Annotated in this window: 20 protein-coding genes and 1 pseudogene; 11 read left to right on the top strand and 10 right to left on the bottom strand. The window is 59.3% G+C overall.

Going from position 1 to position 23,332, the window contains the following annotated elements:
* The first annotated feature begins 34 nt into the window (after positions 1-34).
* Positions 35-1,015 carry a VTT domain-containing protein gene (locus GSQ94_RS04650; protein ID WP_158942148.1) on the top strand — a complete coding sequence of 327 codons (981 nt, stop codon included), beginning with the start codon at positions 35-37 and terminating at the stop codon, positions 1,013-1,015.
* Positions 1,016-1,113: 98 nt separating this feature from the next.
* On the opposite strand, the gene GSQ94_RS04655 is transcribed toward GSQ94_RS04650, so the two are convergent.
* Both GSQ94_RS04655 and GSQ94_RS04660 read right to left on the bottom strand, forming a co-directional pair.
* Positions 1,114-2,274, bottom strand: a complete 1,161-nt coding sequence (locus GSQ94_RS04655; RefSeq protein WP_158942149.1) for a mechanosensitive ion channel family protein — start codon at positions 2,272-2,274, stop codon at positions 1,114-1,116.
* A gap of 75 nt (positions 2,275-2,349) precedes the next feature.
* Positions 2,350-3,291: an alpha/beta fold hydrolase gene (locus GSQ94_RS04660; protein WP_158942150.1), complete on the bottom strand. Its 942-nt coding sequence runs from the start codon at positions 3,289-3,291 to the stop codon at positions 2,350-2,352.
* An 81-nt stretch (positions 3,292-3,372) separates the two neighbouring features.
* Between GSQ94_RS04660 and GSQ94_RS04665 the strand changes: the two genes are divergently transcribed.
* Both GSQ94_RS04665 and msrA read left to right on the top strand, forming a co-directional pair.
* Positions 3,373-5,511 carry a tRNA uridine-5-carboxymethylaminomethyl(34) synthesis enzyme MnmG gene (locus tag GSQ94_RS04665; RefSeq protein WP_158942151.1) on the top strand — a complete coding sequence of 713 codons (2,139 nt, stop codon included), beginning with the start codon at positions 3,373-3,375 and terminating at the stop codon, positions 5,509-5,511.
* Between the two features lie 168 nt (positions 5,512-5,679).
* A complete protein-coding gene (gene msrA, locus GSQ94_RS04670; RefSeq protein ID WP_254063679.1) occupies positions 5,680-6,297 on the top strand; it encodes a peptide-methionine (S)-S-oxide reductase MsrA in 618 nt (205 codons plus the stop codon).
* 377 nt (positions 6,298-6,674) lie between these two features.
* On the opposite strand, the gene GSQ94_RS04675 is transcribed toward msrA, so the two are convergent.
* On the bottom strand, positions 6,675-6,974 hold the full coding sequence (locus GSQ94_RS04675; protein ID WP_158942152.1) for a DUF5076 domain-containing protein: 300 nt from the start codon (positions 6,972-6,974) through the stop codon (positions 6,675-6,677).
* 217 nt (positions 6,975-7,191) lie between these two features.
* Between GSQ94_RS04675 and dnaB the strand changes: the two genes are divergently transcribed.
* Both dnaB and GSQ94_RS04685 read left to right on the top strand, forming a co-directional pair.
* Positions 7,192-8,568: a replicative DNA helicase gene (gene dnaB, locus GSQ94_RS04680; protein ID WP_158942153.1), complete on the top strand. Its 1,377-nt coding sequence runs from the start codon at positions 7,192-7,194 to the stop codon at positions 8,566-8,568.
* A gap of 118 nt (positions 8,569-8,686) precedes the next feature.
* Positions 8,687-9,083 (top strand): annotated as a pseudogene (locus GSQ94_RS04685) (cupin domain-containing protein).
* A gap of 33 nt (positions 9,084-9,116) precedes the next feature.
* On the opposite strand, the gene GSQ94_RS04690 reads toward GSQ94_RS04685, so the two are convergent.
* A complete protein-coding gene (locus GSQ94_RS04690; RefSeq protein ID WP_158942154.1) occupies positions 9,117-9,542 on the bottom strand; it encodes a DUF3291 domain-containing protein in 426 nt (141 codons plus the stop codon).
* Positions 9,543-9,975: 433 nt separating this feature from the next.
* On the opposite strand from GSQ94_RS04690, the gene GSQ94_RS04695 reads away from it, so the two are divergent.
* Positions 9,976-10,359, top strand: a complete 384-nt coding sequence (locus GSQ94_RS04695; RefSeq protein ID WP_158942155.1) for a VOC family protein — start codon at positions 9,976-9,978, stop codon at positions 10,357-10,359.
* A gap of 226 nt (positions 10,360-10,585) precedes the next feature.
* Entirely contained in the window at positions 10,586-11,311 is a 726-nt protein-coding gene (locus tag GSQ94_RS04700; RefSeq protein WP_158942156.1) for a YafY family protein, read from the top strand.
* Here GSQ94_RS04700 and GSQ94_RS04705 read toward each other — a convergent pair.
* Entirely contained in the window at positions 11,308-11,823 is a 516-nt protein-coding gene (locus GSQ94_RS04705; RefSeq protein WP_158942507.1) for a response regulator, read from the bottom strand. The two genes, GSQ94_RS04700 and GSQ94_RS04705, sit on opposite strands and share 4 nt — an antisense overlap.
* A gap of 185 nt (positions 11,824-12,008) precedes the next feature.
* On the opposite strand from GSQ94_RS04705, the gene GSQ94_RS04710 reads away from it, so the two are divergent.
* On the top strand, positions 12,009-12,296 hold the full coding sequence (locus tag GSQ94_RS04710) for a hypothetical protein (RefSeq protein WP_158942157.1): 288 nt from the start codon (positions 12,009-12,011) through the stop codon (positions 12,294-12,296).
* A gap of 114 nt (positions 12,297-12,410) precedes the next feature.
* Here the strand turns inward: GSQ94_RS04710 and GSQ94_RS04715 are convergent, their stop codons facing one another.
* A complete protein-coding gene (locus tag GSQ94_RS04715; protein ID WP_158942158.1) occupies positions 12,411-14,441 on the bottom strand; it encodes a glycosyltransferase family 39 protein in 2,031 nt (676 codons plus the stop codon).
* A gap of 104 nt (positions 14,442-14,545) precedes the next feature.
* Here GSQ94_RS04715 and GSQ94_RS04720 point away from each other — a divergent pair, with 104 nt between their 5' ends.
* Together GSQ94_RS04720 and GSQ94_RS04725 are read left to right on the top strand one after the other, a co-directional pair.
* Positions 14,546-15,628, top strand: a complete 1,083-nt coding sequence (locus GSQ94_RS04720; RefSeq protein ID WP_158942159.1) for a Rieske 2Fe-2S domain-containing protein — start codon at positions 14,546-14,548, stop codon at positions 15,626-15,628.
* Between the two features lie 316 nt (positions 15,629-15,944).
* Complete coding sequence (locus GSQ94_RS04725) at positions 15,945-16,160, top strand: hypothetical protein (protein WP_158942160.1); 216 nt, start codon at positions 15,945-15,947, stop codon at positions 16,158-16,160.
* 96 nt (positions 16,161-16,256) lie between these two features.
* On the opposite strand, the gene GSQ94_RS04730 is transcribed toward GSQ94_RS04725, so the two are convergent.
* Positions 16,257-16,952 (bottom strand): MBL fold metallo-hydrolase, encoded by a 696-nt coding sequence (locus GSQ94_RS04730; protein WP_158942161.1) that lies wholly within the window; start codon positions 16,950-16,952, stop codon positions 16,257-16,259.
* Between the two features lie 300 nt (positions 16,953-17,252).
* On the opposite strand from GSQ94_RS04730, the gene GSQ94_RS04735 reads away from it, so the two are divergent.
* Complete coding sequence (locus GSQ94_RS04735; RefSeq protein ID WP_158942162.1) at positions 17,253-18,338, top strand: M23 family metallopeptidase; 1,086 nt, start codon at positions 17,253-17,255, stop codon at positions 18,336-18,338.
* Positions 18,339-18,340: 2 nt separating this feature from the next.
* Here the strand turns inward: GSQ94_RS04735 and GSQ94_RS04740 are convergent, their stop codons facing one another.
* From GSQ94_RS04740 to GSQ94_RS04750, 3 genes are read right to left on the bottom strand one after another with little or no spacing between them, the layout of a single operon-like run.
* Positions 18,341-20,983, bottom strand: a complete 2,643-nt coding sequence (locus GSQ94_RS04740) for a DUF3536 domain-containing protein (RefSeq protein WP_158942163.1) — start codon at positions 20,981-20,983, stop codon at positions 18,341-18,343.
* Between the two features lie 20 nt (positions 20,984-21,003).
* Positions 21,004-22,260, bottom strand: a complete 1,257-nt coding sequence (locus GSQ94_RS04745) for a hypothetical protein (RefSeq protein ID WP_216843012.1) — start codon at positions 22,258-22,260, stop codon at positions 21,004-21,006.
* Positions 22,260-22,982 carry a DNA-3-methyladenine glycosylase gene (locus GSQ94_RS04750; protein ID WP_158942164.1) on the bottom strand — a complete coding sequence of 241 codons (723 nt, stop codon included), beginning with the start codon at positions 22,980-22,982 and terminating at the stop codon, positions 22,260-22,262. The genes GSQ94_RS04745 and GSQ94_RS04750 overlap by 1 nt, the downstream gene beginning before the upstream one ends.
* Positions 22,983-23,332 lie beyond the last annotated feature (350 nt).

A 23,332-nucleotide genomic window follows, 5' to 3' on the forward strand; every position in this document is an offset into this window, starting at 1 on the left:
CATCATATTTTGGGAATGCCGGAGAAGTTTGGGAATGGGCCTGATGGACGTCATAGCGAATCATGGATACGCGGTGACGGCGATGGTGATGTTTCTGGCGGCGCTGGGGCTGCCTCTCCCGATGTCGATTACACTGCTGGCCGCAGGCGCTGCTTCGCAGCATGGCCTGAAGCTAACCATGGTGGCGGCTGTGGCCTGGATTGCAGCGGTGTTGGGTGACACGCTGCTTTATTTTGGCGGGCGATACACGGGATGGTGGCTGCTGTCGGGGATGTGCCGTGTATCGCTGAACCCTGAGCAGTGCATCTTCAGTTCGGCAGGATATTTTTACCGGCGCGGGCAGAAGACGCTGTTGTTCGCCAAGTTTATTCCGGGGCTTGGAGCGATGGCGGCTCCGTTGGCAGGAGCTTTGAATATGAAGCTCTGGCGGTTTCTGCGGCTCGATGCGCTTGGAGCGTTGATCTATTGTTCTTTGTGGTTGGCAATCGGCTTCAGGTTCAGCGGATTTCTGCGGGAGATTGCGGAGTGGATTGGCCGGGTGAGCCATGCTGCATTATTCCTTCTTCTTCTGCTCGGGTTTGGATATGCGCTGGCATTGATTGTTTTTACGATGAGAGCGCAGCGGTACAGAGGCATCGACCGGATTACGGCAGACAATCTTTATGAACGCCTGCAGAGCATAACGCCGGACAGGCTCGTGATTATTGCGGATGTACGCAGTCATGGGTATTACGATCCCGGGATGCAGCGAATCAAGAACTCGATTCGGGTGGAACCGCATCGGTTGAAGGAAGAGCTGATTGCACTGCGTGAGTTTATGGTGCCCGAGTGCGAGATCTATCTTTACTGCAGCTGTCTTCGCGATACGACCAGCGTGCGGGTGGCGCACATGTTGATGCAGGAGAACTGTCATACGCAGGTGATCACGGGTGGGATGAAGGCCTGGGTGAAGGCGGGCGGCGACGTGGAGATGGTTCCCGCGACTGACATGCAACATCTACCTCGGTTCGATTGACTTTGGCTGCAGGCCGGCGATTTTGTCCTGCCGGACGGGCTTCCTGCGCTTAGTCACCCCACAAACGAAGACCTGTTAGTGGGGACCCGATTCGGCGATCACTTCGTGACTTGTGTCTCCCTTGGGGTGTCGGGTGGGAGATTCTCTTCGGGGCGGGAGGCGAAGCGCGTGGTGGGGAAGGCGGTGGGGTAGTTCTGCTGGATCCACTCGGTCATCTTTTCGCGGACGAGACAGCGGAGATCGAAGTTTTCGCTGGAGTTGCGAGAGCTCATCAGGCAGCGGAGCTCCATGGAACGGTCGGTGAGATTGGTGACCTGGAGGCCGCAGACGTTTTTGTTCCAGAGAGGCGAGGGGTGGACGATGGCTTCGAGCTGCTGGCGGAGGGCTTCGACGGGGATGGAGTAGTCGACGTAGAGGAAGGCCGTGCCCATGATGTCGGAGGACTCGCGGGTCCAGTTCTGGAACGAGTTTTCGATGAAGTAGCTGAGGGGGACGATGAGGCGGCGGAGATCCCAGATGCGAATGACGACGTAGGCGGAGTTGATCTCTTCGATGCGTCCCCATTCTCCCTGGACGACGACGACGTCATCGATGCGAATGGGTTCGGTGAGGGCGATCTGGAGGCCGGCGAGGAAGTTTGCCGCAGTGGATTTGGCGGCGGTCGCAAGGATGAGGGAGGCGATGCCGGCGGAGGCGAGGAGGCCAGAGCCATAGTGCCAGATGCGCGGGTCGTTGAAGGTCCAAAGGAGAGCGCCGATGTCGATGATGACGACGAAGGAGATAAGCATTCGCCGGAAGAGCTGAAACTGAGTGTGGACGCGGCGAGCCTGGATATTATTTTCTGCGTTGAGGTCGTAGCGACGCAGCATGATGGACTGCAGAACGTAGATGCAGCCGACGGCGAACCAGCCGAGGGAGGCGACCATCGCCATGATAAGGCCCTGGCGGATGGTGTCTTCGAGTCTGTCGGGCAGGCCTGGTACGACCGGGAGGATAAGGAGGAGACAGGTAAGGAGGAAGACAGCACGGGCTGGTTTGCCGAGGTAGCGTTGCACGCCCCAGCCGAAGGTTTTGCTCTGCTCTTCCTTTCGACGCAGCACGCGGAAGATGACGTAGTGGAAGAGATTTGCGAAGACAAGAGCAGTGCAGAAGAGAAAGATTGCCAGAAACCAGCTGTGACGGAAGTGGAGATTTTCGACCGAAGGCACGTTTGACTGCGATGCAAGGAGAGCAGCGGCGCTGAGGGTGGCTCTGATCAAAGGTGTTCGTCTCCTTCGCCGGTTAGATGCGGCTCTGAGAGCAGTTTATCGTCTCGGCGTGGCGGGACATCCTCGCTACCTGGGAGCTTGCTGCCGGTTCTGCAGGTAGTCGAGGCCATCGAGAACTGCTTTCTCGAGAGCGGTGCGGCTGTCGGAGTAGGAGTGGTCGGTGGCTATGTGGATGGCGGTGATCTCCTGATTGCCTGTCTGCGAAAGCGCTTTTACGAAGGCTTCATTGGATGGCGCGAGGCCGTCGTCGGAGGTTAGGATGAGCATGGTGCGAGTGGCGAGCTTTGGGGCGAGGGCAGGGATGTTCCACGCGGCTGCGTTTGCGAAGACCTCGTTGGCGAGGCTGTCGGGGGTGCATCCGGCGAGGGGGGCCATGCCCTCCTGGGCGAACCCAGCGGCGAGAGCAGCGACGGCTGCTTTTTGCTGCTCGGGTCTGGCGGACAGAGCTTTGAGTGAGAGGGCAGCGTCGACGCCCATATCGGCTGCGGAGATGAGTCCTACGGCTTTGATGGCGGGATCTTGTGCCGCGACGTAGCGGGCGAGGAAGCCGCCCATGCTGTGGCCTATGAGAACGATGTAGGACGGGTCGGCGTGGAGCTTCTTTGCGTTGGCGGGATCGCGGATGTAGGCGATGGCGGACTGCGTGTCTTCGATGGAGTGAGTGAAGGAGAAGTCGCCGGGCGAGCCCCAGGAGCCTCTGTAGTCGAAGTAGACGACGTCCCAGCCGTCGCGGCGGATAGCCTGGGCGAGGTCGAGATTCTTTTCGTTGCCGGGGAAGCCGTGAAGGAGAAGCACAACCTTATGTGGGCCAGGGCCGGGCGCGATGTAGGCGATGGCGTTGAGGAGCGCGCCGTGGCTGGGGATTTGAAAGGTTTCGAAGGTGGCGGGGTTGTTCTTGTCGGGGACGGGGTCGGTGGTGATGGCTGTAGGAAGCTGCTGGGCATGGACAGCGAGAGGAAGGAAGGTGAACAGGAGTGCAGAGACGGCGAGGAAGCGAGAGAGGCGCATGCGCTGATTGTTGTTGGTGAGGCATGAATTGTAAAGGCGAGTTGATTTAAGAAAGCGTGCTGGAGCTACTAGAATGGATATGTGAGCTTTACGGAGCAGTTCGATGTGGTGGTTGTGGGTGCGGGGCACGCCGGGTGCGAGGCGGCGATGGCGGCTGCGCGGATGGGGCTGCGTACGGCGATCTTTACGTTGAATCTTGATTTGATTGCGCAGATGAGCTGTAACCCTGCGATTGGCGGGATTGCGAAGGGACACCTGGTGCGCGAGGTGGATGCGCTGGGCGGTGTGATGGGCGAGGTTGCGGATGCGACGGGCATCCAGTTTCGGCTGCTGAATACTTCGCGTGGGCCGGCAGTTTGGTCGCCGAGGGCACAGTGCGATAAGGCGCTGTATCGCGTGAAGATGCGCGAGGTGCTGGAGGGGCAGAAGAATCTCTTTATCAAGCAGGCTGAGGTGGTGGACCTGATTGTGGAGGAAGATCCTTCGTTGAAGGACGCTGAGGAAGGCGGTCTCGCTACGCTCGATGCCCACATCTCAAAATCGAGATATGGGGCACCCGGTTTTGTGCCGCGGAGGGTGGTGCGTGGGCTGAGGTTGCGGGATGGGCGGACGATCCATGCGGCTGCGACGATTGTGACGACGGGGACATTTTTGAATGGGTTGATTCATTGCGGGGAGCAGCAGTACACGGCGGGGAGGAGTGGGGAGCCCGCTAGCGTGCTGCTGGGTGAGGCGCTGAAGCGGCTTGGGCTGCGGGAGTGCAGGCTGAAGACGGGGACTCCGCCGCGGCTGGATGGACGCACGATTGACTGGAGCCAGTTTCAGGAGCAGCCGGGGGATGAAGATCCTACGCCGTTCAGCTTTCGGTCTGCTGTTGCGAGGGGTGGATCGCTTCCGCTGCGGCAGATCATGTGCCACATCGCGCATACGACGCCGGAGACGCTGCGGCTGATTCGAGAGAATGTGCACCGCTCGCCGATGTACACGGGGCAGATCGAGGCGATTGGACCGAGGTATTGTCCCTCGATTGAAGACAAGATCGTGCGGTTTCCAGATAAGACGCGGCATCAGTTTTTTCTGGAGCCGGAGGGGCTGAATACGCATGAGGTCTACATCAACGGCATGAGCACGAGCCTGCCGATGGAGATTCAGGCGGCGATGGTGCGGTCTATTCCGGGGCTTGAGAACGCGGAGATGCTGCGGCCAGGGTATGCGATCGAGTATGACGCGATCGATCCGACGGAGCTGGATCGTACGCTGCGAGTGAAGTCGTTTGCGGGGCTTTATCTGGCTGGTCAGATTAATGGGACGAGTGGGTATGAAGAGGCTGCGTGCCAGGGATTGATGGCGGGGATCAATGCGGCGCTGGCGGTGCGGGGTGAGGAGGGGTTCACGCTGGATCGGACTGAGGCTTATACGGGGATTTTGATTGACGATCTGATCAGCAAAGGGACGAATGAGCCTTACCGGATGTTTACTTCGCGGGCGGAGTTCCGGTTGCATCTGCGAATCGATAATGCGGATAGTCGGTTGACTCCGCATGGTCGGAGGCTGGGGCTGATCGATGATGCTGCGTGGGCGGAGTATGAGGCGAAGCAGGCTCGGGCGGCGGCGTTCGAGAAGCTGTTGAACACGGAGCGGGTGCGGACGGGAGAGTTACCGGTTTCTTGGATGGAGAGGCTGGATGGCGACGGTGCCGCTGTGGTTGGGCAGACGTTTGCGCAGCTGCTGAAGCGGCCCGAGGTTTTGGTGGAGGAGATCGCTCCGGTGTTGAAGCAGCGGCTGGCTGAGCGAGGCGACGTGTTTGCTGTGTGGGTTACCGCGATTGAAAGCACCTCGGCGGATGTAAAAGAGGATGGTCGTGCTGCGCACGATGCCCACATCTCAGAATCGAGATATGGGGCACCCAGATCTTTGGCGCGATTGCCTGCGTGGATTCGCAACGAGATGAAGACGGTGGAGACGGAGATCAAGTACGCCGGGTATCTCGATCAGCAGCGGCGCTCGATGGAGAAGATGCGGAAGGCGGAGAAGAGGGTCATTCCGCAGTGGTTCGAGTATGCGGCGGTGAGCGGGCTGTCGAATGAGATGAGGGAGATTCTGTCGCGGGTGAGGCCGCAGACGATTGGCCAGGCGAGCCGTATTGCAGGGGTTACGCCCGCCGCGGTGAGCCTGATTCACATCTATATCGAGATTCAGGGGCGCGCTCGGGTCGCTTAGCCGGGGCACGTTTGTGCTGGATGATGGGCAAAATGTAACTGCTGACCAGTTTTGGCGTCCAATGAGGTGTGGATTGGAGTGTGTGAGATGGCATCTGCCTGGAAAACTGGACTGATGGTGGTGGTTGTTGCTGTGATTGCGTTTGCGCTGTTTGGCAGGGGGAAGAGCATGGTTCTGGGTGCGGAGAGAAAAGAGCCGATTCCAGCTCCTGCGACGGATGAGCCGCATGCTTCCTCGGCGCATGAGACTGCGGTGTTTGCTGGTGGGTGTTTCTGGGGTGTGCAGACGGTATTTCAGCGGGTGAAGGGTGTTACGGCTACAACGGCAGGATACTCGGGCGGATCTGCTTCGACGGCTACGTATGAACAGGTTTCCTCGGAGGATACAGGGCATGCGGAGTCGGTGAAGGTTGTGTTCGATCCTTCCAAAGTTAGCTATGGGACGCTGCTGAGGATCTTCTTTTCGGTAGTGCATGATCCTACGCAGATGAATCGGCAGGGGCCGGATGTGGGGACGTCGTACCGGTCGGTGATTTTTTATACTTCGCCGGAGCAGGAGAAGGTGGCTAAAGCCTATATCTCTCAACTGGATGCGACGCACGTGTTTCCTCGTCCGATTGTGACAGAGGTAGTGCCGTTGAAGGGGTTTTACGATGGCGAGGATTATCACCAGGATTATGCGGAGAAGAATCCGAATAATCCTTATATCCAGATCTGCGATGTGCCTAAGACTGCGGCGCTGAAGCAGCAGTTTCCTGAGCTGTTTCAGGACTACAAGCACAAATAATTCTGGCTGGCTCTGCTTGTGGCGGAGGGCTTGTTTTTCAGGGGTATTTCAGAAAACCACGTCGTTTGGACGTGGTTTTTTGCGTGGCTAGGCGTGGTGGAATGGGTGGTGGATGTGATGTTTTAGCAGCATGGGATTGGACTGTGGGAGATGTGCCAGGGTTTTGTGATTTATTTTTGCTCGGCTGGGTTGCTGGGGGCCTCTCTCTCTTGATGGTAACGAAGGGCTGGTAACGGCAAGGGCAAGGGCAACAGCCGATCCCTACGGGATGACAACAAAGAGCAGAGAACAGCAACGGCAAGTGCAACCGCAGATCCCTACGGGATGACAACAAAAGGACAAACAACGGCAAGGGCAATCGCGGTTGTGAGCCTTGGTTATTGGGTTACTTCGCCTTCGGGTTCGTCGGTGGGGTTTTCGATTTCGGCTTCGAAGCCTTCGAGGAGGCGGTTGAGGAAGGCTTCGGGGTCGGTGTCCTTGTTTTGGATCTGGTGGGCTAGGGCGATGTGGCGGGCGAGGTCGGCGAGGACGATACCCCAGGCGAAGGGGTCTTCCCAGGCTCCGCTGCGGATGCTGACGTGCTGGCCCTGTTCGGCGATCCAGACGCGGAGAACCTCGAAGGAGGCTTTGTCGCGCTGGGCCTCCTCGGGAATGGTTAGAACTTTTTCGACGCCCATCTTTGCTCCTGCCTCGTTTTAGGTTGGATCCAGCCTTAGCGTATAACGGCCGCGCTGCGGGTACCAAGGAGGGCACTTAGCGGAGGCCGTGGATGATTTACGAGAGGACGTAGACTAAAGACTCAGGGCTGGAAGACGGAGGCGTGGGTTTTAATCCACAGCTTCCACAGCGACCCTCTGCTTTCCGCAGGATGGGTTTGAGTAAGGTGAGAGAGTTATGGCTACGTACCCCCATATTGTCGGAGATCAGGAACGACCGGCCTCGGTGCATGCCGAGATGACGATTCTCGGCGCGATGCTGGTAGAACCGGTTGCGATCATCGACGCGACGATGCTGCTGAAGACCGATGACTTTGCGCTGGACTCGCACCGGAAGATCTACGACGCGATGCTGCACCTGGTAGAGGTGGGCCATGCGGTCGATATTGTGACCGTTACCGACTTCCTGGGGAAGAAGAAGGAGTTGGATTCGGTGGGCGGGCTGCCCTATCTCGCGTCTCTGAGCGAGGGTTTGCCGCGAAAGCTCAGCATTGAGAGCTATGTGCGGATTGTTCGCGACAAGAGCCTGATGCGGCAGCTGCTGACGGTGTGCGATATGGGGATGATCGAGGCCTCTGACCAGAGCCGCGATGCGATCGATGTGTTGAACCAGGTGACGAGCCGGTTGACGGAGATCTCCGAACACGCGGTGACGGGCGGGTTCTCGGATATTACGGCGATCGTGAAGGACTCGTTTGGATCGATTGACGCGCTGTATGAGCAGGGGCGCGAGGTTACGGGACTGGCGACGCACTATCTCGAGTTCGACCGCATGACGAGTGGGTTGCAGGAGTCGGAGCTGACGATCATTGCGGCTCGGCCGTCGATGGGTAAGACGGCGTGGGCGATCAACATTGCAGAAAATGCGGCTGTGCGTGGGGGCAAGGTGGTGGCGGTGTTCTCGCTCGAGATGAGCAAGGCGAGTCTGCTGCGCAGAATGCTGGCGTCGCAGGCGCTGGTGAATTCGAAGGCGATTCAGACCGGGATGCTGATGCGGGATGACCGTTCGAAGCTGATCAGCGCGCTGGAGCGGCTGATGGAGTCGAAGATGTTTATCGACGACACGCCAGGGATTACGCTGGCGGAGATGCGGGCGAAGGCGCGGCGATTGAAGCAACAGCATGGGGCGCTGGATCTGATCGTCATCGACTACCTGCAGCTGATGACGGGATCTTCGGGAGCGCAGAAGGGTTTTGAAAATCGGACGCAGGAGGTCTCGGCGATCTCGCGCGGGCTGAAGGCGCTGGCGAAGGAGATGAAGGTACCGGTGGTGGCGCTGTCGCAGCTCTCTCGTGCGAGCGAACAGAGGGGCGGGGACAAGAAGCCGCTGCTGAGCGATCTGCGCGAGTCGGGCTCGATTGAGCAGGATGCCGACGTGGTGTGCTTTATCCATCGCGAGGAGTACTACGATCGCGAGAACGAAGACCTGAAGGGTAAGGCTGAGATCATTATTGCGAAGCAGAGAAACGGGCCGACGGGCAGTATTCAGCTGGCGTACCTGGCGGACTATACGCGGTTTGAAAATCTGCAGCAGGGCGATCCGGGTGGGTACTAGGAAGCGCGGAGGCGAAGCGGACCTTGCTGAACTTGCTTCTGCACGATCTTTGTTCCGCTTGAAAGTAATGTGATCGAAGCAGAGTTAGTGGGTATCAACGAAGCGAAGGGAATACCACATGGAGATTAAGAGAGCGGGTTCGCAGCCTTCAGGCAAAGGGACCGGGGGATTGGTTCACGGGAACGGTGCGAGTCGATCCGCTCTTTCAGGCACCGGATCCTGCGCGTGTGTCTGGCGCGAGCGTGACCTTTGAGCCGGGGGCGAGGACTGCGTGGCATACGCACCCGCTCGGTCAAACGCTGATCGTTACGGCTGGCTTCGGATGGGTTCAGCGTGAGGGCGGCGCGATCGAGGAGATTCGTCCGGGGGATGTCGTGTGGTTCGAACCGAATGAGAAGCACTGGCATGGAGCTACGCCGACGACAGCGATGACGCATATTGCTATCCAGGAGAGGCTGGATGGCAAGGGTGTCGAGTGGATGGAACATGTGAGTGAAGAGCAGTATCGTCGATGAGTAGCGCTGCTTGATGATGATGGGTGCGCGGCGCTAAGGCGTAATAGAGCCGCCGCCGGATGTTCGCGGCTTTCGATAGTTCAGAGAAGCGTGTTCGGGGCTTGGGTGGTTCACCTTCGAGATGCGGCCGCTCTCGCGCATTCGTCGATCAGCCTCTTCCCAAGAGTGCAATGTGCTCTCCTCCTGCTCCCAGTGGGCTACGGAGGCCTCGTCACACCAGTGCATGAGGTGCGGCATCGCACGCTTGTGATCTCCTGTAGTCATGTAACTGCGCATGCTGTCGGACTGGTCCCAGGCGGTCATCGTCCAGAAGGTCCAGCTTCGGTCAGGCAGAAGTGCCCCTCTCTGAAACCCGGGCGCCTTCTTTACCTGCCGAAGGGATCGCAGCGTATAGATCACGAAGAGGGGCAGGAAGCGAATGGAGCGAATGCGCAGGCGCGTGAGACTGACAAAGATCATGAAGATTGCCCTGATTGCTTTGATGCATCCCCAGTAGTGGCGAGGGTGATGGCTTCCCTGTTTTGCCCGTGCTAGAGCTTCTTTCGTTTAGCGCTTTCCGCCTAGTGTTTTTCGAGCACCCCTCCGGGAGAACTTTGGAAGGCCGGTTCGACCGTCTTCGCCAATGTGAGCGCTCTCTGGTAGGTGTGGTCGGCTTTATCCCAGGTGCAGGAGTTTACGCGCGCCATGATGATGAGCTGCACGGCGATGATGGCGATCAGAGCAGTAACGGATGCAGCTACAGGGGCCGGCGGCTTCGGGTACGAGCTGGAATCATTCAGGCAATAGTATGCCAGCCGGGATTCCGGGCGAAGATTTTGAAAGGCTCCTGACAGTACGGTGTCAGGAGGGTGTCAGTATTCTGCCTCTGTGTTTATCAGTACGAGGAGGCAATATGAAGGAACAATCGAAGTCGGGTGCGGTGTGGTTCGAGATTCCGTGTGCCGATCTGGATCGGGCGGCGCGGTTCTACGAGACAATTCTTGGGCGCACGATGAAGAAGGACGATCTTGGCGATGCGGATGATCTGATCGTGTTTCCGGCGAAGCCAGGGACCATGACCGGGGCGCTGGTGAAGCGGACGTTTCGCAAGCCTGGCAGCGGCGGCACGATGGTGTACCTGAACTGCGATGGAGAGCTGGAGGCAGTGGTGGCGCGGGTTCGCGAGGCGGGAGGGTTGATCCTGATGCCTCGGACGCTGATTCCGGGAGGGCATGGCGCGTTTGCATGTGTGAAGGATAGCGAGGGTAACCATGTTGGGCTGCATAGCTCGATTTGAAGGGGCAACGACAGATGCCTGTTGCGCGATCTTCCATGCCACCGCCTGCTGCGCGGCTCGCCATGCTATTGCCCGCTGCGCGCTGCGAATTCCAATTCCAATGCCCGCTGCGCGCGGGGCGGTCACTTCGTGACTTATATACCCCTTCGGTTGGCGCTCCCGTTGGTCGCGGGGAGAGATCTTGTGCTACGCGGTATACACCTCATGAAGTGGGTAGGATGGTTGCATGCGACGGGCTGACCGACTCTTCCGAATCGTACGTGTACTGCGCGGTGGCAGGCTGCAGACGGCAAAGATGCTGGCGGAGAAGCTCGAGGTCTCGGAGCGGACGATCTACCGGGATGTTCGCGATCTTCAGAGCTCGGGGATGCCGATTGAAGGGGAGGCGGGGGTTGGGTACACGCTGCGGCGCGACCTGGACCTGCCTCCGCTGATGTTTACGCGGGATGAGCTGACGGCGCTGGTGCTGGGCGCGCGGATGGTGCAGGCTTGGGGCGGAGCGGCGTGTGCGGCGTCTGCGGATCAGGCGTTGCAGAGGATTGAGGCGGTGCTGCCTGCAGAGCTTCGCGAGCGGCTGGACTCGATATTGATGTATGCGCCGGGGCATCGCATGGTGCAGCCTTTGAAGGAGCGGCTGGACGTGCTGCACGATGCGTGCGTCGGGCGGCGGGCGGTGGCGTTTCGTTATGCCAGGGAGGATGGGCAGAGCAGTGTGCGCGAGGTGCGGCCACTTGCGCTCTACTTCTGGGGCGGAGCGTGGACGCTGGCGGCGTGGTGCGAGCTGAGGAAGGACTTCAGGGTGTTTCGGATCGACCGGATGGAGGAGGTCGAGGTGCTGAAGCGTGAGTTCGTGCAGAAGAAGGGGCAGCGGTTGGAAGACTTTGTGCGCCAGGCAAAGAAGGATGCCGCGGTCTACGAGGCTGGGGTTGGAGCGGCCGCTGGGCGAGACTAGTTGATCGAGTAGATTACGGCCTGGGTTGAGCTGGCTGTGGTGCGAGCAGGTGGGAGGGTGGTCGTCTGGATGGCGAGGCACTCCGAGACACGCTTGAGCATATCGGTGGGATGGACTGGTTTGGAGAGGGTGGTGAAGTTGTGTCCTGCGCTGCGGGCCTCTTCGAGGAGATCGACGGTGGCAGCTTGTCCGGAGAATAAGAGGATCTTGCAGGTGGGGATTGTTTGGGTGACGGTGATGGCGAGTTCGACGCCGGTCATGCCGGGCATGACGACGTCGGAGATGATGAGGTCAGGGGCGGCGGAGTGGGCGATCTCAAGACCGGCGATACCGTCGTAAGCGGTGAGGGTGGAGAAGCCGCTGCGGGAGAGGATCGTGGAGAGGGTGTCGGCGATGATGCGCTCGTCGTCAACGATGAGGACTACGGGCCTGTTTTTTTCGGGGATAGCTACGGCGTCTTCACTTGGAACTTCGGCTATGGGGACAACTTCATACCGGATCCTGGTTTTCATGGACATGACGGTACCTCTGTCTGAACGCTAGACCAGCTTCCGCTGTACGGGTTAACTCTTTTATATCTGTCAGTTATGGGTCAGATTAATTGAGTAGAAGAAAGCATCTTGACAACTGCTTGAGGCATCAATTTAGTATCACGTTAGCGTCACGTTAGTTCCAGATCAGGTTAAGGGAGAAGATCATGGGTAGCGACGGCGAGTTTGCCTCAAAGGTTATGAAGTTCGAGTCGGTGTTGCAGGTGAATGTTCCGAAGGGCAGGGATGGCAAGCACAAGGCAATCATCACGCAACTGCTGAACGACATTGCGCAGTTGCAGACAGGGAGCGCCCTGAAGATTCCCCTGGCCCAGCTTCCGGATACGAAGGAGAACGTGCGGTCGGCGTTGAGCAGGGCGGCTCGCCAGCAGAAGATTAACCTGGCTACGTCGAGTAACGACGAGTTTCTGTTTGTGTGGAAGACGGATGAGTAAAGACTTGTAGAGGCCTGTCCTGCCGGACGGGCCCACTGCGCGTGGGGCGGCCACGACGTGGCTTTTTTTGGCTTCGCCTCTGTTCCCTTTGACTTTTTCTAGTCGGTGCTGATTTTAGTACGGGTTGGGTTGGTTGCTTAGGATCTCTTTGCCTCCGCTTTGGGCGATGAAGTAGGTCTTACCCGGGAGGGCGGGTACCGGCTCGGCCAGATCCTGCCAGAGGAAGATGCGGCGAGGCTCAAGCCACTTAAGTTTGAGGGAGAGGGTGTCCTCGAAGATGGGTGGGGCGTCGGGGAAGAAGGATCCGTACCAGAGGTTGGAGCTTCGGCCATCGAGGATGTGGAGGTCGCTGCGCTGGAGATAGAAGCCGAGGGTGCTGGCGGCTTCGTACTCGCCATGGATGACGATGATGTCTGAAGGTTTGAGCTCGGGCGCGATGGTGGTGGCGAGCTGACGCGAGGTGAGGACTGGCGAGAAGGTCTGCAGGCCCATGTGGGCGGCGACGAGGAAGGCGAAGGTGGCTACGGCGAGGCAGAGGTTTCCGGCGTGGGGCCGGTAGTTGCGGCGGCAGAGCCAGTTGGCGAGGGTTCCGCCGAAGAGCGCGACGGCGGTGAGCTGGAGCGGGTCGCGGAAGGCGCCCATGGCTTGAGCGTTGAGATCGAGAAAGTGACCGAAGGAGAGGGCGTAGTCGCCGGGGTTTTGCTTGAGGAGCGAGGCGAGATCTATGCCAGGGGCCGGGGCGTGGGAGTGAAAGAGAAAGAATCCAGCGACGAGGGCGGCGAGGGAGCCGAGAGCAAGTAAAAAGACGGAGATGCGCTGGCCGGAGCGGACGAGGGAGTTGGGAACTTTGAAGGATTCGGCTTCGGTGGCTTCGTCGTCGAGCCAGGCGGCGATGAGCAGGATCATGGCTGGAAGCGCGGGGAGAACGTAGTACTCCTGCCGGGTGGAGAGGGAGAAGAAGAGTGGCGGGATGATGGACCAGAGACCTAATAGGAGCAGGGTGCTTTCGCGCTGGGTGAGGGTGCGGATGGAGACGAAGGGGCGGAAGGCTTTGCGCCAGGGAACGGTGGCGAGGGCGCGGAGAAGATAGGCGCTCCAGGGCATGATCCAGATGAGGATGAGTCCCCAGAAGAGGGCGAGGGGGACGGTGTCGTAGTCGCGGGGGACGCGGAGGTTGAGGTAGCGGAGAAGCTGCTCGTTGACGAAGTAGAACCAGAGCCAGCCGTGGACGTTGCCGTCGGTGGGGAGCGGGACGGACCAGTGGCCATGGGAGAAGGCGAGACTGCCGGGGTGACCCTGGGTGGGGTTGGCGAACGCGATGAGGATGTGCCAGGGTGCGGCGATGACGAGGAAGACGAGGATGCTCGAGAGCGGGCGGAGCTGACGGATGCGTGAGAAGACGGCGCGAAGGCTGCGGCGGGTGAGGAGCAGATGAGCGAAGACGATGAGGATGGGGAAGACGATGCCGATGAGGCCCTTGGTGAGGATGTTGAGGGCGCAGCAGGCGGCGAAGGTCCAGCAGAGGATGGGGTTGGCTTTGGATTGTGCGGAGAGGGGAGACGTTCGGTTCGCTTCGCGAATGCCCACCTTCGCTTCGCGAAGATGGGGCACCCTATTCTGTGGCTGTTCGGATTGAGGCTGCGGTGGGTCTGGCTGTTCTGTGCGCCAGTAACAGAAGAGGGCCAGGGTGAGCCAGAGGCAGACATCGGCGTCGGGCAGGAGGATACGGGTGTAGATGAAAATGCCGAAGCTGGAGAGGATCATGAGTCCGGCGTAGAGGCCCGCGCGAGTGGAGAAGGCTTTGCGGGCGAAGGCTTCGAGGGCGAGAGCGAGACCCAGGACGGTGAGAGCGATGGGAAGACGGACGGCGGCGGTGGTGATGCCGAAGAGTTTGAAGCTGAGAGCGGTGCTCCAATAGATGAGGGGTGATTTTTCGAGGTAGCGGATGCCGTTGGCGTAGAGGGTGACCCAGTCGTGGCGGAGGAGCATCTCGCGGGCGACTTCGGCGTGGACGGAGTCGGCGTCGTCGAGCAGGGGAGGGACGAAGAGGGCGAGCGTTGCGTAGCAGAGAAACCAGAGCAGGAAGAGGATGAGGCGGTTTCGCGCCGGGATGGACAGTGAGGATATGGAGGGCGGCGTCTGCATTGTGATGATGTTGGGTGAGTTTACCAATGATGATGGTTTGGGGGCGATGGAGGAGGGCGCGGCTATGATGGGAGCGTGTGGCTGGATAAGGCGAGGGAGTCGGTTTGAGTGAGTTGGTACGAGTTGCGGAGATTGCGGGACCGCCGACGGAGCTGATCTTTGGGGATTGGTATCCGGCGCTGCGTGCTGGTGAACTGCAGGAGGGCAAGACGGCGAAGGCGCTGTTGCTGGGTGTTCCGCTGCTGCTGGGCAGGAAGACGGGCGGGAAGCTGTTTGCGATGCGGGATCTTTGTCCACATCGAGGGATTCCACTGTCGGCGGGATGGTTCGATGGGGAGACGGTGACGTGCAAGTACCACGGGTGGAGGTTCGAGCCTTGCAGTGGGCAGTGCAGGGAGATTCCTTCGCTGACCAGCCATGAGACGCTGGACCCGACGAAGATCTATGCGAGCGCGTTTCCTTGCGAGGAGCGCGACGGGTATGCGTGGGTATATCTGCCTGCTCCGGGTACGGGGAGAGTGGGTGAGGCGCTGCCGCCGGTGCCGGAGGTGCCGAAGTTTTCGGAGAAGTTTCGCAGCGCGCACCTGGTGGCGGAGCTGCCTTGCAATGTTGACCACGGGATTATCGGGTTGATGGATCCGGCGCACGGGCCGTTTGTGCACCAGGCGTGGTGGTGGCGAAGCAAGGCGAGTATCCACGAGAAGACGAAGCACTTTGAGCCGATTCCAGAGGGCTTTCGCATGTCGTCGCATGCTCCGAGCGCGAACTCGGCGCCGTATAAGCTGCTGGGGGTTTACGGCGAGTCGATTACGACGACGATTGACTTTGTGCTGCCGAACCGGCGGTATGAGACGATTCGCGCCGGGAAGAGATGGTTCTCGAGCCTGACGACGGTGACCCCGATTACGGCTTCGACGTGCCGGATCGATGTGATGGCGGCGTGGGATATTTTCTATTACGTTCCATTCGTAACCTCCGTTGCTACGTTTTTTGGGACGCGGTTTGTGAAGCAGGATCAGCAGACCATGATCGAGCAGGCGGAGGGGCTGCGGTTTCATCCCGGGCTGATGCTGATCGACGATGCGGATAAGCCTGCGAAGTGGTACTTCGCGCTGAAGGAGGCGCGGCTGAAGGGCACCGGAGAGCATCCGCTGAGCGGGCCGGTGACTTTGCACTGGCGGAGTTAAGGGAAGTGATGGAAAACATCTTCCGCGACGCTGGCTGGAGGAGAGAAGAACCTTCTCCCGTAATGTGTTGCGGCCCGCAGTACGAGGGATCTTAGCTTCCAGACGCCTCTAAAGAGGGGTGTGCCGACTATACAAAAAGATGAGCGAATCACTGTCCTTTTAGAGGTTCGATCCTTTGTGGGGCACCCCTATACTTCGGCGTAGATAGGGCGTCTTTGCATGGCGAGGCCTTGAGAAAAACATCAGATCCTCCACACTCTGAGCATTGGGTCGATGAATGAGTTGGTCCAAGCAAGGTTTGGATCCGGAGGAAGTTATGCGTTCTGAGTTGGTCTTCAACGCGCTTACCTATGAATCGAACCGCTATCGGCTGGTGAAGCTGTTAGCGAAGGCGACGCGGCGCATGCATCGACCCAACACCCGTCTGCAAGAGACGACGAATTGTGTCTTGTCCCGATTTCAAGTCTTAAGCGCGAGCGATGAGACGGGACGTATCGCTTCGGAGTGGGTGCGGCACCGTCGGGCCGCCTGAAAGTGGGCTGTGCTTGAGAGTGGGTTGAGCAATGTCAATAGCGTTATCTGGTTGCGGCGAAGTACTGGCAGTCATGAGTTACATGGCGACGGTCGCTCAGGATCTGGCTTTGGCGATAGCGGTGCGCAGGGCAGGTATGCCTCCTGAGTTGACTGCGCCGTGTCCACAGGCGAAGCGCTCGACGGGGAAGGATAGCAGCTTATTGGCGGTGGCTACGGCGGTGGATTTGCTCCAGGTGCCGACGTTTGGAAAGAACCACGGGGGATAGCCGCTGACAGTGAGGTGGCCTACGCTGGCGAGGGCATCGCCAGCATAAAGGGTGCCGTCGCGCTCGTCGAGGAAGGCGAGATGGCCGGGGATGTGGCCCGGAGTTTCGATGACGAGGAGGGAGCCGTAGAGTTCACCTTCGATGAGCAGGCGCGTGGGGCGGGCGTCGATGCCGGGAAGGCCCCCTCTAATTTCTTCGTTGGATTCGCCGGGCTGGAGGGACTTGTCGGGTGGTTTTTGCAGGAGCGGGAGGGTGCGGGCGTTCGAGGCGAACTCGACCTGCGTGGGGTCAAGCTCTGCGAGAAGGGCATCGACGGAGCCGATGTGGTCGACGTGGGCATGGGTGAGGAGGATGCGGCGGATGGGCGCGGCGAGGGTTTTGGCTGCGGCGAGGATGTCGTCCGCGGAGTTGGAGAGGTTGGCGTCGATGAGGGTAAAGCCGTCGTTCTCGCGGACGAGGTAGCAGTTGACGAGGCCGAGGCGGGTGAGTTGATAGGCGTTTGCGGAGACCGGGGTCGTCTTCATGGTGGATTTGATGCAGGGGGTATCGCTGAAGACACGATTTGATAGATCAGCTATGGTGACATAGTATTTCCCCCACACCTTCCTAAGGCCGCTGTCGTGAGTGGAATACTTCCTTCTTCTTTCTTGTTGCAGACCTTCTCGTCAAACTGCGACTTGAGTTCTGGGCGAGATTGATCTCAAAGAACCGAGCTTATGAGGAGAACGATGCAGAGTGCGTCCAGAACTTTCTTTGTGTGTGTTTTGTTCTTGATCACGGCAGTGGACTGCAGTAGGTTCGGACGTTGTCAGGTATCGCAGGAGATGACACCGCTGCTGCTTACGGTTCATGATGCGCCAGTGCCTTTCAAGGGGTCGGATGGTCTTGTGCACCTGGTCTATGAGGTATGGCTGGCGAATATCTCAAGCGGCGAAGCGGATATACAAGATATCGACGTAATCGGTGACGGGGCGGTTGTGCAGAGACTGGACGCAACAGCTGTCTCTCATCGTCTTCAGCCTGCTGGTCTGCGCGAATCTTCCGCAGTGCTTACCCGGGGTACTCAGTCGATACTTTTTTTGAACGTCATTCTCCCAAACGGCACTCCGATTCCTAAACAGCTTTTGCACCGCGTTAAGGCGCACTACAGCGCTGCGCCTCCGGGACGACAGGAGATCGTCGAGAGCGGCGGCGCAACGACGCCGGACCTTCAGCCGGTTGTGCGGATCAGCGCGCCTCTCCGTGGCGACCGGTATGTGTCAGCCGATTCGTGTTGCGACTCCACGCGACACATGCGGGCTGCAATGCCTATCAACGGACGTGTGTATGTGGCGCAACGTTACGCTGTCGATTGGGAGCAGCTGGATGTAGACAATCGAATTTATGCAGGCCCACGAGAAAAACTTGAGAGCTATACGATCTTCGGGAAGCCTGTCTATGCGGTTGCAGATGGTGTTGTAGCCGTTGCTGTCACAGGCTTACCCGAACAGACGCCTGGAAAGTATCCCACGAATATTTCGATTGAAGAGGCCGATGGGAACGCGATCATTGAGGATCTTGGGGGGCATCACTTTGCCTGTTACGCGCACATGCAGTCGTCGAGCATCCATCTTCATCGCGGCGATAAAGTTAAGGCTGGCCAGGTGATTGGGCTGGTGGGTAATTCAGGCAACTCGGTCGCGCCGCATCTGCACTTTCATGTAATGAGTTCGGAGTTGTCGCTCGCTTCTAACGGGCTGCCCTATCAGATCGATGCCTTCAAAGTTACGGGTGCGACACCAGGTACGGAGGCGTTTGATGAAGCAGAGGAGAAGGGAACGCCGCTTGCAGTCAAAGCGTTCTCTCCTCCTCACGTGGTCGAGGATTCACTGCCGCTCGATCAACTGATTATCTCGTTGACTCCCTGGTAGGGTTAGAAGATGCTGACGCCTTCTTCGATGACTAGCTGGTCGACTTTGATGTTCATGGTCTCGCCTAGTTTTTTGAAGCCCTCTTTCCACTCGTCGGTCCAGTAGTTGGTGTCGCTGCGGCGGAGGAGATCGTTCCAGATGTTCTGGGCCTGCCAGATGTTTACCTCGAAGGGCATCTTGTGGGTGGCGGTAGCGATCTCGAGGGCGGTGGGAAGGGCGTCTGTGGCTGTGCCGTCCCCGGCGGCCGCGGCTTCGAGGCGGATCATGGCTCGCTTCATGCGTTGGCCGGTGGTGTAACTGAGGAGAGGCGTGTCGAGTGGAATCTGATCGGCTTCGGCGCGGGCGAGAAGGGATTCAATCTCGGAGGGATCGAAGGCGTCGGACTCGATGGCGTTGCGCAGGCTGGCGTTGATAGCGAAGCGAGCGGCGGTGGCGAGGGCAGGCGGTGCGGTCATGCCTGATTCGGTGAGGAAGTGCATGAGCGAGGCGTGGTCTTCGTAGATCTTGCGGAGGGACTCCTCCATCTCGGAGAGGGTCTGGTTGAGTATCGTGCTGAGGATGCGGTGCTGCTCGTCGGCGAAGAGCGAGGTGAGAGAGTAGGCGGTTTGAGATTGGCCGTTGTCGAGTCCGTGGCCGAAGAAGCGATCGATGAGGCGGATGACCTCGGGGAGGTTGGCGCGGCGGATAGCGGTGCTGATGTCGGTGGAGAAGGTAGCGAAGGCTTCGACCTCGGCGGGGTTGGTGGAGTTGTAGGCTTTGACGGCGGCAGAGAGGTTCTGGTCGCCGAGGTGAAGTACGGCGAAGCAGAGCTCTTCGGTCTCCTCGGTGATGCGGGAGTAGATGAGGGCGCGGCCAAGGGCGACGCGGCCACGACCGGAGTTGAAGACCTCCTGGCTTTCGCGGTGGACGTCGAAGCAGAAGAGCTCACCGTGCTCGGGGTAGGAGCGGAAGATGGAGGAGATGGCGTAGTGGGCGCCTACCTGCTCGAGGCCGATCTTCATGCCGGTGACGTAGCGGCGGTAGACTTCGGCACCGTCGCCCATCTCGGGGACGTTGCTCTTGGCGCGGGCGAGGCGGGTGAGGAACTCGGGTTCGAGTGCTGCGCCGGGCTGTCCGAAGAGTTTAGCGGAGAGCTGAAGGACTCGTCCTGCGTAGGCGATGATCTGAACGGTTTCGATGCCGGAGATCTCATCGAAGAACCAGCCGCAGCTGGTGTACATGAGCTGGGCATGGCGTTCGAGCTCCATGAGTTCGAGTGCGGCGACTCGTTCTTTTTCGGTGAGTTCACTGGCGGCGTGGTCGGCGAAGAACTGGATGATGGAGGCGGGTGAACGGTCGAGGACGACCTGAATGTAGGCGTCGCGTGCGGCCCAGAGATCTTTGAAGAGAGACTTCGAGAGCTCCTCAGCGAGCGGTGCGGTGGCGTCGCGGAGGTAGTCGAGGGATTCGCGCAGTGGGGCGCGCCACTCCTGATTCCATCCGGCTTTGCCGCCGTTGCAGCCGCAGTTGGAGCGCCAGCGTTCGATGCCATGGGCGCAGGACCAGGAGGTGTCTTCGGCTACTTCTGCCTCCCATTTGGGCGGGAATTTATCGAGGAACTCACCGTAGTTCGTGAGCTTGGCCTTGCCGCCCTCTTCGATCCAATGCATGGCATAGGAGAGCGCCATCTCTCCGTGCTTGTGGTGGTGGCCGTAGCTTTCGCCGTCGGTGGCGACGTGAGAGAGCTGCGCGGGCTCTGGGTCGCCGGGAGAGTTGGGATGAAAGCCGCCGAGGAGACGGCTGCCAAAGTTTTCCCCGCTGTTGAGGAGGCCTTCGAAGGCGATAGCGCGAGAGCCGGGGCCATCGTAGAAGAAAACAGCGATGCTGCGACCTTCGTCGAGGTTGACCAGGTAGGGATGGGTGGGGTCGACGTTAGCGCTGGGCGTCTGGGTCCAGGTGTCTGTGGGAGCCCCGGCTGCTGCGAGAGCTACGGGGTCGAGGTCGGGCTTTGAGGCTGTGCTGGCCGGGATCACGAGACGGCGAACGCGCGCGCACTGGACGGGGGCCAGGATGGTGAACTTGATGCCCTCCTGCGCCATGAGGTCGAGTACGCTGCAGTTGACGGCGGTTTCGGCGAGCCACATGCCTTCGGGCTTGCGTCCGAAGCGGTGCTCGAAGTCGGCGATGCCCCAGCGGATCTGCGTAATGGCGTCGCGGCGGTTGGCAAGAGGCATGATGAGGTGGTTGTAGACCTGTGCGACGGCGGATCCGTGGCCGCTGTAACGTTGGGCGCTTACCTTGTCGGCGTCGACGATCATGCGGTAGGTACGAGGGGCCTTGTCCTGCAGCCAACTGAGGAGGGTAGGACCGAAGTTGAAGCTCATCCGGGCGTAGTTATTCATGATGCGGATGATCTCGTCCTGCTTATTGGTGATGCGGGAGGCTCCGTTGGGGGCGTAACACTCGGCGGTGATGCGGTCGTTCCAGTCGTGGTAGGGCGCGGCGGAGTCCTGGACTTCGACGGTCTCAAGCCAGGGGTTCTCTCTGGGCGGCTGGTAGAAGTGGCCGTGCACGCAGACGAAACGGGGGGCTTCGGTAGCAGCCGATACTTCGATCGAGGATTTTTTCCTGGGCGTTTGTTTGGACTGGATTTTCTGCCGGGTCATATGTCGCTCGAGATTTCTATTCATGATTGATGAGATGCAAGCTTTTCGCTGTGAAGTTCCTCGTTTAGTTTCTCAGATTTGAGGCGAAAGAAGGGGTTGGCCTCTGGAGAGGAGGAGATCGTCTCATAACGGGAGAGAGCCCACAGCGAGAAGGACAGAGTGGAGGCGGAGAGATAGAAGAAGGCGTATCGCAGATAGTCCGCGTGAAGGGCAAAGGTGACGACGAATGGCGCAAGCAGGACAAAGGCCGCTGCGCTGAAGACGAGGAAGAAGCGCGGGAGATCCATGCGGAGGAAGAATGCGGTGCATGCCACGAGGGCGGAGAGTAGAGGAAGAGTTTTTTGGGGATGAAGCGCGGATGGGATATATCGCAGCTTGGGAGAGTTTTGCTGGAGTTGATGCAGGAGGTTGGTTGCAGGATGAGGTGTGAAGACCGGTAGAGTGACTGCGCTGGCAGTGATGAGGACAAAGATCAGCAGGAGAGCGGCGCGAGAGCGCGTGGTGCGCTGCAGGAGGAGAGCCAGCAAAGGGATGATGACAATCGCATAGATGATGCGGGAAGAGAGGGTGATGCCGAGAAAGAGTGCGGCGGGAACGCAGGCATAGAACGAATGGCGAAGGGAATCGTAAAGGAGGGTGACGGCAATTGCGATGTAGAAGAAGTTGGTAAGGTAGTCGCCGCCTGATGTGAAGTCACTGAGATGTGCCGGGGTGAAGAGGAGAAAGAGGGTCAAGAACAGGAGAGCGGTTGCGCGGTAACGGAAGAAGCGCAGGGTAAAGGCGAAGAACAGGGCGAGCCAGAGGAAGTTCTGCCAGGCGATGTGTCCGATGGCGTAGAAGGGCACGGCCAGCAGCATCGCTCCGGGGAGCGGGGTGGGGGGATTTCCCAGGAAGGTGGGGGTGGTATAGGGATCCTGATGATGGCGGAGTGATTCGAGTTCGACGCGGAGAGCGTCTTCGCGGTCGGAGCGGTGGCTGAGGACTTGCTTGAGTGAGATCGGATAGAGGACCGCGAAGGCTGCTGTGAGAAGTAGAAAGAGAAGGAGAAACCAGCCAAGGCTGATTTGGTGATGTTTGCGATTGATTTTGTGGAGGATGGTCAATCCGATGAGGATGGCGATAAGACCAAATGCTATGGCGGCGACTGCTTTGGTGTGAGAGAGATACTTCCAGATCGGGGCTGCGGAGGTGAGTGTCCAGGCTGCGCAGATGCCGATTGTTAGGAGAGCTCGCTGGACGGGCTGACCAGTACGGTTGAAGTGGCTGCTCGATGTCATCACTTGGGAGTGTCTGCTTTTTTCGTGGCCAGGTCGGCGGCGCGCCAGAGGTACCAGCTGGCAACAGAGCACCAAGGCTGCCAACACTTTGCGCGACGACGCATGACGTCGGGTTTGGGAAGGTCGGCCGGGGTGACTTTGTCGGCGGGCTTGAGTTTGCCGAAGGTGAGGGCGAAGCCTTTGCGGACGCCGTAGTCGTCCACCGGGAGGACGTTGGGGCGGCCGAGGCGGAAGATGAGGAGCATCTCGACGGTCCAGCGACCGATGCCACGGACCTGGACGAGGTGTTCGATGATGGCTTCGTCGGGCATGCGACGGATGCGGGCGAGGGTGGGGACGGTGCCATCGAGGGTTTTGGCGGCGAGGTCGCGGAGGGCGAGGGACTTGTTGTGGGAGAGACCAGCGGCGCGGAGCTGCTCGTTGGGGCAGTCGAGCAGGTGCTGGGCGGCGAAGTGCTCGGCTGGACCAGAGTTGGAGGTAACGGGATAGAAGCTTTCGAGCAGGCGGCGGTGGATGGCGGCTGCAGCTTTTCCGTGGAGTTGTTGATAGATGATGCTTTCGACGAGGGCTTCAAAGGGGGACTGGGCGCTTGCGACACGAAGGGTGAAGGGACCAACGCGCTCGATGAGCCTGCCTAGTTTAGGGTCAGCGACGGACAGGTCGATGCAGGCTTGATGGGCGTCATAGCGGGGAGAACGTGGGCTACGTAACGGACGCGGCATAGTGAGACGGTATCGCAGAGCGACGAGGAATGTCTTGCCTCACGCGGGAACTCGGACTAAGTTGGTTTGCATTTACAAGTTCGATACGTTTGCGGCAGGGTAGATGTAGTGTTCCTTTTCAGCCGATGAACAAGCATGCACGAGATGTTGTGCATGGCCTCGAAGAAGCGATTCGATAATCGGATGTTGCATATAAAAAAACAGTTGCGAGTCGGCGAGGACAAGTTGAGTCGAGCTTTTCCACTGCTATACTCGGAGTTTCGTAGAGAAGAATTTTCGTGGCATCTGTAGTTGGAGATGCAGCAACTGCCGGGCAAGAGAGTGTTCGGCTCAATCTTTAGACAGCAGCA

The organism is Granulicella sp. S190 (assembly GCF_009766095.1).
In the GTDB taxonomy this organism is placed as follows: domain Bacteria; phylum Acidobacteriota; class Terriglobia; order Terriglobales; family Acidobacteriaceae; genus Edaphobacter.